Origin of the sequence: Chitinophaga horti, from assembly GCF_022867795.2 — a bacterium.
Classification (GTDB): domain Bacteria; phylum Bacteroidota; class Bacteroidia; order Chitinophagales; family Chitinophagaceae; genus Chitinophaga; species Chitinophaga horti.
The window spans coordinates 1,048,454-1,060,646 of the sequence record NZ_CP107006.1 but is presented as its reverse complement, the minus strand read 5'-3'; the positions used below and the strand labels follow the sequence as shown (position 1 = coordinate 1,060,646).

The window sequence follows — 12,193 nt, the reverse complement described above, 5'->3', positions numbered from 1 at the left end:
CAGGAGGCTTTCAATCGGATACTAAACACCGTCCTGCTGCATAGCGCCCACGATGCGGGCGTTTCGCTGGCCGTTCACGGTGGTCCATTCGCTTTGATAGTTCAGCCCGTAAGGCCAGAACGAGTGACCGTCTGCGCTTAACGTAGAGGTAGGGCTCTCTCCTACCATACTGCGCAACATCGCCAGTGCATTGGCGCCGGTATACTTACCGTTTACCACCAGCTGCGTCCAGCGGCTGGTGGTGCCAACACCTTGTGTATGTGCTATCTCATGCATCGCGCAGCGTTGTGTCATATAGCTGCGGTTCGCGCCGAAACGGATGGTGCCGTTGGAGTTACCGTCTGCGGTGGGCACGCCGGTATTGTACTCTACGCGCAGGTTGCCGGTACAGCGGGTTGTTTGTTGATTATACATGGTCACCGCTGCATTCATAGCAGCAGTAATCCTGTTATAGGCATCTGTTTGGTCTGCCGTAGGATTGGCGGCCCTTACCAGGTACCAGGTAAGTGTGCCGAGTGCGGCAGGTGCGGCTACTGCGGCAGTTTCGCTATCGTTGTTTATTGGTGCTCCCGGGGTTGCAACTTCTTTTGTACAGCCGGTCATAAACAAAGCGCCGGTGAGTATGCCGGCCATTATTGGGTGTAACTTCATAATAAAAGGTTTTCTTAAAATGATGATTTAATGTATCTAAACGCGGGGCCTCCCGTCATATCGTGGAATCAGGTTTATAAAAACGGCCGCCTGTCCTTACAGGCAGCCGTCGCTTTCACTCTCTAACGTTCAACAAAGTCAGTATAAAAATAGTCGATGCAGGATGTATCAGGACGAAACACCGTACGATAACGGAACTTGGTAGTGGTGGTGTTAAAACCCGTCAGCACGGTCGAGGCCTGGGTTACAGGCGTCTTCACGTTAAGGGTGACGCCATTTACCACATATTCCGTTTCGGTATACTGCGCGCCGATCGAAAAGTCGATCTGATCCCAGTTGATCGTGGTATTACCACCGGCAAAAACGGCGGAAGTTACGTTACGGTTAGTCAACTTACGTTTGTAAGCCGTGCCGTACGAGGTACCGATCGCATTCACTGGTACGGATATATTTCCCTGCGCATCGAAGGTGTGTACGCGAAAGCTTTTTACACCTTCTGATACTGGAAAGGTTTGCTCAAACAACCGCGGCGCACCTTTATCTATCGGGAAGAACAGTGAGTCGGCGCCGTCGTTCCAGGTGATGCGCACTTTGGCGATCTTGGGATCGGGCATAAGTACGCCGCGCAGTTTCACGCGCTCGTTGCCGGAGAATACTCTTATGGAATCGAGTTTACCGGTGTACAGCGTCTCCCCATCTACCTGGTATTTTTTAAAGTCATCCCACTTGGAGCAGGATACCAGTAGCCAGCAGGCCATGAAGGCGGCGGGCAGGTATGTCGACAATCTTCTTTTCATACAATATCTTTTTAGCGGTTATCACCGTAAACTTTCAATTCATTAATACTTTGTGCGGTACCACCGGCAAAATTTTCCAGGCAGCGAATGCGGAGGTAACGTACTTTGCCGGCTGCGAGATCAACGTCCCAGCTAAAACCCGCTGCAGCAGTGGCCTGGTCGGCCCCGGTATCGCTGCCGTAAGGCGTGCCGGAAGGTTTTATTACCGTGTAGCTGCCGAGCAATGTCCAGGTGGCATCGAGGGCACCGGTGAGCGAAGGTGCAGTAGCACCGTAAATCTCGAACCGTTTCATGGTGGTAAGGAAGTACCAGCGGTTGCCTTCCGGATAGGGCCTGATCCAGACGCGGCTTAGTTTACCTAACACACCTATGTCGACGGTAACCATGTGCGGATTGTTACCGCCATTTACCTGGTGCGTAAAGCTGGTAGCACCCCACCCGAACTTACCATCCCACATGAACTCCATTCTTGCACCACTTACCTGCGGCGCATCGCCAGGCAATGCAAAAGGCGCGAACTTCAACGGCGAGAACTCTACTTCATAAATCGGCTTCACAGTATGAAACATGGTATCGGTAGTATTACCCCACTTGTCACGCACCATAAAGGCGAATTTGTATTGAATAGTATCCAGTCCGCGCACTTTAGAGAGAATAGAATCTACGTTCGTAAAAATGCTTTTGCTGTTGTCGACTTCCAGTTCTTTAAACACGTTATCCTTCAGCACCAGCAGCGAAACATCCGCCTTACTGGTATTACGTGCTGTAAGGTTATAACCGCCAAATGCATTTTCTATTTTGATGCTTCTATACACTTCCCATATCGGCGCTTCCAGTGGTTTGATCTTCACCAGCTGACCTTCCGACAGCACATTGGTACGGCTTACAGAATAGAGCATGATCTCATGCTCGTCGGTATCCGCAAAGCCTTCCACTGTAAGGGAGTTGTTGTAGTAAGAACTTTTTGCCTCCATTTTAGTACCGTTCGGCAATACGTAAGCAGCCTTTACGTACAGCAGGTTTTTATCTGCAGGCAGATCATATGTGAGTAATGCTTTGCCCGCCTGGTTCGTCACCACGACGTTTGACACCTTGGCCGGAGGCGTTTTATCACTGCCGCTTGGTTCCTGCAGCCCAAGATCTTCCTTGCAGGACGCGATGCTGAGCAGGGCGGGCAGCAGTAATGCGTAATATTTTATGTTGATGCGCATGTTTGCAATTTTAAGTTGACTAATGATTACCATCCCGGATTCTCGACCAGGCGCGGATTACGACGAATATCATACACACCGATCGGCCAGAAGTAGTCGCGCGGAGCAATGAATGATTGTGTATACACCACGCGCTCTTTATAATAGTTCTCTGCCGTTTTACCGAAACTGTTCCAGCCGGTAACATCTGCGTTCAATGTTTCTGCAGCTTCTTTCCAGCGGCGCAGGTCCCAGAAACGCTGGCCTTCAAACACCAGTTCGATGTTACGTTCGCGGTGAATGATCTGCCGTAAACCATCTTTTGTAGTGTATTTGGCAGGGTTGGTAGAGAAGTTGCTCCATGACTCCACTACACCTTTCAAACCGGCACGTGTACGCACTTTATCGATATACTCGATCGCCTGCAGCGAGCCGCCTTCTACTTCATTGAGCGCTTCTGCATACAGCAGGTAAATGTCTGCCAGGCGGATTTCTGCCCAAGGATACGTTTTGAACGTAGGCGCAGCAGTACCGGCGGTTGTAGACTCCCAGTGCAACAGCTTCTTGATGAAGTAACCGGTTTCATTATAGTTCAGGTAATCGCCGAAGCCTGCCTTTTCACCGTTCTTGGCTTTGATGTAATAGGTGTTTTCATCCTTGCCACTCGGACTATCCTTCATATACCATACGCCGCCATCGAAGCCCAGGTCCGCATAGAAACGCGGCTCGCGGTCGAAGTTCAACCGGGCGGTCACAAAACCTTTCTCGATATTGAAACGCTCTGCCACGGTCGCGGTGCGCAGTTCTGAATAGTTGGTAAAGTTCAGCGTTTTGTCTTCATCGATCGGTACGCCATTGTGCGTGTAGAACATTTTCGCGATCTTCATCGGCGCCGCCCAAAGGCCACGCAGCTGCGAGCGATTGGTATTGGAGCCACGCTCGAATGGCACCGCACACAATGCCTCGTTCACGAAATAACTGTTCGACATGGCCCAGATATGTTCAGGCGCCCAACGTTGCGTAAATGAATTGCGGATGCTCAATTGCCTTTTGGTCGTATCGTTCAGTCCCAGCACGTCCACTTTATACTCATATAACACATGCCCGTTTGCTTCGGCCGCCTCGATAGCCGCTTTGGCAGCATCTCTTGCCATCTCCCACTTCTTCGGATCGAAGGCTGGGTTGAATAGTTGCAATCCTTCTTTATCCTTAAAGTTGGCGTAATCCGGGTTGCCATTGAATAGCGGACTGGCAGCCATGGCCCACAGCTTCGCTTTTACGGCGAGGGCAATGGGTTTGGTAATGCGGCCCATCTGCGTATTTTCGTCCACGATCTTCTCCGGCAGCTTTTCTGCAGCGGCATCCAGCAGGCGAGAAATGTAATTGACTACTGTATCTACCGGCTCGCGGCGTACGTTAGGCACGGCTTCTTCTCCTTCAATAGATACATTTTTGTCGATCACGGGAATGGGCCCATACTGACGTAACATATAGTAATGATAGAAGGCCTTCAGGAACTCGGCCTCGCCAATCCAGCGCTGGCGCTCGTCAATCGTAATATCGGGCACCTTGTTAGGATTGTTCAGGTTTTCGAGGAAGATGTTGCAATGGCGGATGGCCCTCCATACTTTGAATGGGTCGCGCCTTACATCGGAAGTACTTCCCTTGCGGGCACCCGACCAATCGTCAAAGTACGGCGCATTGGCATTCTGCATACCTTGCGCGATGCGGAAAGCAGCATGCCAGGTAGCCTGGTCGGTCTGCGGCAACCATATTTCATCGCCGGACATAAAACCAGGATTGAACCAGTTATCGCCGTTCCAGGGCAGGTAAGAATAGCAGGTAAAGAGATATTTCTCGGCCTCGTTCCGCAGGCGGAAAGCATTATCGAGTGTAGCCACGTTATCCGGCACTACATCCAGGAACTTTTTACACGACACCAGCGCCAGCAGTGTACAGACAAGCGCAATCTTTATATGTCTCATCAACTTAAGTTTTTAAATTAGAAATTAACCTGTACACCCATGCTGTACACGGATTGTAATGGATACCCCAAACCATTACCACCCATTTCCACATCCCACAGTTTGAAGTTGCTCAGGATGAAAAGGTTGGTTGCAGAGAAATATATCCTCGCCATATCGATACCCGCTTTTTTCATCGTAGGGAAGGTATAACCGGCATCCACACTCTTCAGGCGCAGGAAGTTGCCGTTACGCATCCACCAGGTAGACGTTTGGTTGTTGGGGCCTACCCTCCAGGTGCTCAGGCGCGGCCAGAACGAATAGAGGTTGGGATTTTCGGGAGACCAGTGATTATCGGCAATCACTTTCAGCAAACCTGTTTCAGTACCTGGCGTATTGCTATCGCGGAAGAAGGGCTGTATGGCCGCCGCATCAATGAACAGCGACGATCTTGCAGAACCCTGGAAGTAGAAACTGAAGTCAAAGTTTTTATATCCCGCCGAACCACCAAAACCGTAAATTATTTCGGGTTGTGTAGGATAACCGATCGGCACGAGGTCGTCATTATTGACCATCCCATCTTTGTTAATGTCTTTATACTTGATATCGCCAGCCAGTAAGCCTACATCGCCGAACTGCACCGGCGAATTGGCCACCTCCTTGGTATCGACGAACAAACGTTCGGCTACCAGGCCCCACGTCTGACTTACCGAATGCCCCCTTGCAGATAGATAGGCCACTGAGGGGTCGAAGAGCAACTCATCCACCAACGTTCTTTCATTCACCGCGTAAGTAAACGTACCACGGGCGGTAGCCCACAGGTTTTTGTTGAATGACTTGCGGTATTGGGCGGATAAGTCGATGCCCTTACTTTCGAGTTTACCATAGTTAGACATCGGCGTGGCCATCAACCCGGAGGCCGACTCTGTAAACGCTTTATTCATGAGGATCTTGGAGCGCCATTGCTTGTACACGTCCACGATCAGTTCAAAGTCTTCGAACAGTTTAAGGTCCATACCGAGGTTCAGCTGGCGCGACAATTCCCAGGTAATATTGGGGTTGGCATAACGTAGTACAGATACACCCGGCCGGCCGTAAGTGCCCTGCCCTTCGTTTTTACCGAAGTTTGCGGCATACGCCGCATCGTTCATCGTTACGCTGGATAAATAGAAGAACCGGTCATCCTGGTTGCCGATGGCGTCGTTACCTGCAATCCCATAGGTAGCGCGCAGTTTCATGTCCGTAACAACCTTCCTGAGCGGCTGGAAGTAAGCCTCGTTCACTACCCGGTAAGCCACACCTGCAGAAGGGAAAAACCCATAACGATTATTGGCCGCAAAACGCTCGGAACCATTGTAACCAAAGTTCAGCTCCGCCATGTAACGATCATCATATCCGTAAGTAAACCTGCCGGAAACACCGTTGTTCCTTTGCGGAAGAGATTTAGTCACACCACCGTCGTTACCCCGCTGAAAGCTGGAAAGATACGTGATGAGCATGCCGCCCACCGAATGTTTACCGAAATCGCGGTTGTAGTTCAACGCCGATTGTAACCATACGCGGGAAGAAAGTGTTTTTGCCCCTTCGCCATAACCCAGAAATTCCGATCCCACGGTACCAATCGAAGTAGCAGAGCCGTCATTGAGCACCTTAATATGGTAAGTCTGGTCCTGCGGATTGATCACCGCGTTATAAAAGAATGGATTGTACGAGCGGTCTACCTCGAAGTAAGAATCCCTGCGTACATAAGTCATCACATCCAGTCGCAGACCGGGCGTAATGAATTTCAGGTCTTGCTTCAATTCGAATTGCGGTTGCAGGTTGGACGACTTGTACATCCTATAACCTTTCACCATTTCGGCGTACGGGTTACGGAACAGTGTAGTCGTTAAGGCGCCATTGGATACCATCGGCGCCGAGCCAAACAGCGGGTGTTCTACATAAGGCAGTAATTCCGAAGGGTACAACGCGGGGAATGCCACCGGGTTGGACGTAAGCGCGTTCCTGAACGTTTGCGCGCCACCGCCGATAGGGCCCTGGTAATCGTCGAACTGTCCGTACATACGAAACACCAGTTCCGTAGTATTGGTCACATTCAGGTTTACGTTCGTGCGGAGGGAGTAATTCAACAGTTTGATGTTGCTATTGAAATCATTCACCTTATCCACCTTTAACACCCCGTTGTCGCGGTTAAACGTACCGGCCACGTAATAGCGGGCCTTACCTGTACCACCACTCAGGTTCATATTGTACCCCTGGTTCACGGTGTTAGGCTTAATCAGTTTCTCCAGCCAGTTATTATTCGGGTAAAGCACCGGATCATCCCCTGCTTTAGTGTGATTGATCTTGTTCTGGGAGTAAGGCAAAATAGCCTGCGGCGATCTTACCGCCGTGGCTTCGTTGGCCAGCTCCATATACGTGATGTTATCGGCGAACTTAAAGTTCCTCGTATTGGAGGAAATACGATTTTCCCCCCTTACATTAAACTTCACCGTACCCAATTGCCCCTGTTTAGTGTTGATGAGCACCACGCCATTTGCCCCCCTTGCGCCATATACCGCCGAGGCGGCCGCATCTTTCAATAAGGAGAAGTCGGAAATATCGTCCGGTTGCAGGCGGGCCATATCGGTCGGACTGGATTCCACCCCGTCGATCAGGATCAGGGGGTCTTGTTTACCGGTACCAAAGGTAGAGAGACCACGAATGAAGAAGTTCGAGTTATCTGTACCCAGGCCCGGTTCGCCGCTGCGCTGGAACGAGATGAGGCCGGGTACTTTACCGGCGAGCGTGTTGGTAAGGTTGCCCGTCGGGCCTTTCAGGTCCTTTACGTTTACCGTGGCTACCGCACTCACCATACTCGCCTTTTTCTGCGTACCGAAACCTACGATTGTTACCTCGTTCAGGTCCTTTTGGTCGGGCAGCAGGCGGATGTCCAGGAAATAATTACCCGCAGCATCCGGCTTTTGGGTGGAGAGGCGCACTACGCGGGACACGAAGCCGATCATGGAAAACTGCAGCGTGGCGTCGCGGTTGGCAGTGAGGGAAAAACGTCCCTGCGCATCGGTCGTAAACCGCGTTGTTTGTCCCATTACGGCGATGTTCACTTCGGGCACGCCGCCGGTGCTGTCGGTCACCACCCCTTTTACTTCGATCTTCTGCTGCGCCGACGCACTATGGCACAACATCGTTAGCGGCAGCGCCATACAGGCTAACAGCTTCTTAAAAGTCAATTGCATAAATCAGTTTTGATTGGAGGTATACGAATGTGAGAATTGCTGGCGCGGCAGGCCGCGGTGGCAAGGGAAAATGAATACCCCTCCTGGCGAACAGCGCGTGTGGAATCGATCTGCGCATTTTGTCAATTTTGGTGATAAAATTTGTTGGCTGTAACGTGGAATGCTAACCTCTCCGGAAAAATAGGTATAGATCAGCCTGGGAGTGATGGGGAAATTCGGATAAAAAGGGGTGATTTTCGTATAGGAAAGAGGGGGTAAAACGGGCGAATGTTATTTTCGCCCGCGGTGCAATACTGTAGTACCTAACTGGTAATTTTTACCCAGGGTTTTACGGTACTTTCCAATATATTCAGAGGGATTCATCCCGAAAGTTTTATTGAACTGTTCGCGGAAATGTTTGATATCGCGCATGCCTACGTAATAAGCGGCTTCACTGACGTTGCAATCCGAGTTGATAAACAATTCCGCCGCTTTACGCAGCCGGATAAACCGAATAAATCCATTCGCGGTTTGGCCTGATACCAGTTTGATCCGTTTGTACAACTTACTATGACTCATGCCCAGCGCGGATGCCAACGTTTTCACGGAAAAGTCTTCATCCTGCAGATGCGCCTCCAGTATTTTTATACAGTCGTCGATAAAAGATTTATACTCCGGCGAAATACGCGTCGTTTGCTGTTGCAGGGTAATCTCGTTATAAAAGTAGCGTTGCAGACTGTTGCGCGCGTTCAGCAGATTTTCCACCTTCGTGACCAGGAAATCCTTCTCAAAAGGTTTGGTGATAAAATCCTCCGCCCCCTGCGACACGCCGTACTGCTTCGTATTTTCCAGCACACTGCCAGATAAAAGGATAACGGGAATGTGACTGAGTGCAGGCGTATTTTTGATGCGGCGGCATAATTCAATACCATCTCCCCCATCCATCACCACATCAGAAATGATAATGTCCGGCAGCAGCTGCGAGGCCAGGTCGAATGCCTCGGGGCCGCTGCCGGCGCCATGTACGAGAAACTTATCTGCAAATATCTTTTTGATGTAGTCGCGCATCTGCTCGTTATCATCGACTACGAGCATCGTATCTTTCTCAGACACCACTTCCTCCTGTCGACTGCGTACTTTCGGTGCAACGGAGGATTCTTCCGCCAATGTTTCCAACACCTGGGAGCGGCTGGCGACAGTGGTTTGCGGACAAACACTCACATCGCCCGGCGGCAATGTAACCGTAAAAGTCGTGCCCACGCCTTCTTTACTTTCATAAGATACCGTGCCCTTATGCAGCGTCACCAGTTTCTTCACCAGGTACAAACCGATGCCGAAGCCGATCGTACCCGTTTTACGGTGCACCTGGTAAAACTTATTGAACAGCAATTCGCCTGCTGCTGCAGGAATACCTTCCCCGTTATCTTCCACGCTAATCACCACCTGCCCATCCTGTAACGTCACGGCAAATACGATCCTGCCCCCTACCGGCGTGAACTTGATCGCGTTGGAAAGTAAATTGTATAATGCAATCTCGATCTTCTGACGATCGGCTACCAGCTGTAGCCCCGGTACATCGCAGCGAAATACATAGTCTAGCTGCCTGGCTTTCGCCTGTTGTATAAAACAGAGATAGATGTCGTGACAAAATGCTTCACAGTCCAGCACCGTGGGATGCAGCTCCTCCGTTTCGCTTTCCGATTTGCGGAACAACATCAACTGATCTACCAGGCTCAAAAGTCTGCGCGCATTGCGATACACCGTTTGTAATTCCTCCGGCTCCTCCTCTGCCTGTTTGATCATATCCTTCACAGGGTTAATGATCAGCGTAAGTGGTGTACGAAACTCGTGTACGATATTCGTGAAGAAGCCTAGTTTGCGTTCGTTATCCTCTTGTTGCCGCGCCGCATCCAGGTGTGCGATGGCTATCTCGTACTTCATGCGCTGTCGTGCCGTTTTGTAACGTAAGCCTGCATAAGCCACGCCTGCTGCAGAAAACGTGTACAGCAGCCAGGCCCACCAGCTGCGGTACCACGGTGGCAGCACTTTGATCTTCATCGTAAATTCGCGCGTTTGCAGCGCACCATCTGCATTGGTAGCCCGCACCCGTAGCGTATAGTCCCCCTCATGCAGATTTGTATAAATCATAGACCGGCTGCTGCCCGGCGATATCCAGTCTTTATCCCACCCTTCCAGCTTGTAGGAAAAATGCACCTTTTCAGGTGATGAATATTCCAGCGCCGCGAAACTGGCGGAGAAAGCGCCCATATGAAATGGAATTTCCAACGCACGCACAACGCCGCCGGTCATTTCCGTAATGTGCTGCTCTTCCAACGGTTTGTTATTAACCAGCAGATCGCTGATCACAACTGGCGCATCCGGCCGGTTAGCTGTAATTTTAACAGGTTGAAACAGGTTAAATCCATTGATGCCGCCAAACGCCAGTTCCCCGGAAGAAAGCCGCAGCGCCGCATTGTAGAGAAACTGGTTGCCCTGCAAACCATCGCCCTGGTAAAACGTTTCGAACTTGCCTGCCGATTTATCAAACTTCGCAAGCCCATCGAAAGTACTGAGCCACAAATGGCCCTGCGCATCTTCCAAAATATTTAATACCGCGTTATTACACAGCCCTTCGCCATCGGCATATCGTTTTTCGATCTTCTCATTTTTGAACAACACCAGTCCGCCCCCTTCTGTACCCAGCCAGAGGCCACCTTGTTTATCCGGATGAATGGCCCGTACCGGCTTGCCTATCTCGAAGTAATCATACTTCCGCTTTTGTGCATCGATGCGAATGAGGTAATTATAGTTGCCCGCCCACAGCATACCATCTGCATCCTGCGCCATCGACAGCAAATCATTGAATGCATCGTCGAACATCTCGAACTCGTCGGTGCCGCGGTTATAGCGATACAACTTACCTGCGCCAAACGTGGTAGCCCATAACTGTTTGTCGCGATCGAGAAAGAGCAGCCAGGCGCTTTTGTTCTCAAACTTCGTAAGTGGGTTGATACACTTGTATTGCCGGAAACTGCCTGTAGCCGGATGATACCGGTTAATACCGCCGACGAACGTCGCCATCCATATGTCCCCTTCCGGGCCTTTCACGATACTGTTGATGATATTGCTGCTAAGGCCACCGGGTGAAGCTTTGTAGTTCTTGTATGTGTCGTTCCTTCTGTCCCATATACTCATTCCGCCGCCGTCTGTACCTACATAGAGCAAGTTCCCATCCTCACAAAAGCTGGATACAAAGTTGGATACAAGACTGTTACTTTCCTGCGGATTACGACTGATCGTCTGGAACCGTCCCTTCTGCGGATCGATCACATTCACGCCGCCTTTGATCGTACCGATCCACATTCTGCCGGCGGGATCACTTAACATATCATGCACACTTTCGCTCGACAAGCCGTTGCGACCGGCAGGCAGGTGCGTTAGATCGCCCGTTTGCGGATCTAATACCATGATCCCGTTTCCTTCAGTGCCTATCCATAAACGGCCGTCAGCTGCGGCGTGCAGGGAGAGGATGTCTGTAAACGCTTTATTACGTAGTGTAGTCGTACGAGTTAACATATTATAACAATACAGTCCGTTCCCGTTCGCCACCCACAATTGCCCGCGTTTATCTGCCGCCATGGCCGATGCAGAGCGTATGCTCGTATCTGCAAGCGTGAGTGCATTTTTCGCATGATCGTACCGGTACAGGCCGCCATCGCCTATAATAACCCATGCGCCGCCCTTATCATCAAACGTAATGCATTGCGCATTCACATTCGGACTACCCGAGGGCAACGCCGCCTGTACTGCCACCTGTTGCCCGTTCGGCCGCACCATCAACCCTAGGCCATTCGTACACACGAACACATGCCCGTTCTTATCTGTTTTAAGGAGATTTACGTGCACTTTAAGCGCAAACTGCTGTCCGTTAAGCATGCGACAGTCCACCGGCGTAAACCGGCCAGAAACACTGTTATAGGATACAAGTCCCTGCCCGGTACCTACCAGCACCTGGTGTTGTTTATCGCCCGTAATAGAATAGATGTAATTATGCGGCAGCGAGAACGGATCAGAGAGTTTATTACGAAACACCTTAAACCCCGACCCGTTGTATTGATTGAGGCCATCGTACGTACCGAACCACATGTAACCGTTATCGTCCCTGTAGATGCACCGCACCGAATTATTAGACAGCCCCTGCTCCCTGCCGATATAACTTACCGGACCGGGAATAGCGGCGCACAAAGGCGTGCCTACGCCTACGATGAGCAATGCGAGTACAAACCAGGGTTTTACCATAACACACATGTTTAAGGACAATACAATGCCTTAACAGTTGCTTTGAAGCAATGTCCACTATAAAAAAAACGATCATT

6 protein-coding genes are annotated in these 12,193 nt (G+C 50.6%); all 6 read right to left on the bottom strand.

Features of this window, described 5'->3' with window-relative positions; translation table 11 throughout:
* Window positions 1-21 precede the first annotated feature (21 nt).
* The gene (locus MKQ68_RS04460; protein ID WP_244841406.1) at window positions 22-651 is read right to left on the bottom strand and encodes a hypothetical protein; all 630 of its coding nucleotides are present in this window, start codon (window positions 649-651) and stop codon (window positions 22-24) included.
* A gap of 122 nt (window positions 652-773) precedes the next feature.
* On the bottom strand, window positions 774-1,448 hold the full coding sequence (locus MKQ68_RS04455) for a DUF4998 domain-containing protein (RefSeq protein ID WP_264282253.1): 675 nt from the start codon (window positions 1,446-1,448) through the stop codon (window positions 774-776).
* A gap of 11 nt (window positions 1,449-1,459) precedes the next feature.
* Entirely contained in the window at window positions 1,460-2,659 is a 1,200-nt protein-coding gene (locus tag MKQ68_RS04450) for a DUF5000 domain-containing lipoprotein (RefSeq protein WP_264282252.1), read from the bottom strand.
* A gap of 26 nt (window positions 2,660-2,685) precedes the next feature.
* Entirely contained in the window at window positions 2,686-4,623 is a 1,938-nt protein-coding gene (locus MKQ68_RS04445; RefSeq protein ID WP_264282251.1) for a RagB/SusD family nutrient uptake outer membrane protein, read from the bottom strand.
* Between the two features lie 17 nt (window positions 4,624-4,640).
* Window positions 4,641-7,838 (bottom strand): SusC/RagA family TonB-linked outer membrane protein, encoded by a 3,198-nt coding sequence (locus MKQ68_RS04440; RefSeq protein ID WP_264282250.1) that lies wholly within the window; start codon window positions 7,836-7,838, stop codon window positions 4,641-4,643.
* A gap of 270 nt (window positions 7,839-8,108) precedes the next feature.
* Entirely contained in the window at window positions 8,109-12,116 is a 4,008-nt protein-coding gene (locus MKQ68_RS04435; protein WP_264282249.1) for a hybrid sensor histidine kinase/response regulator transcription factor, read from the bottom strand.
* Window positions 12,117-12,193 lie beyond the last annotated feature (77 nt).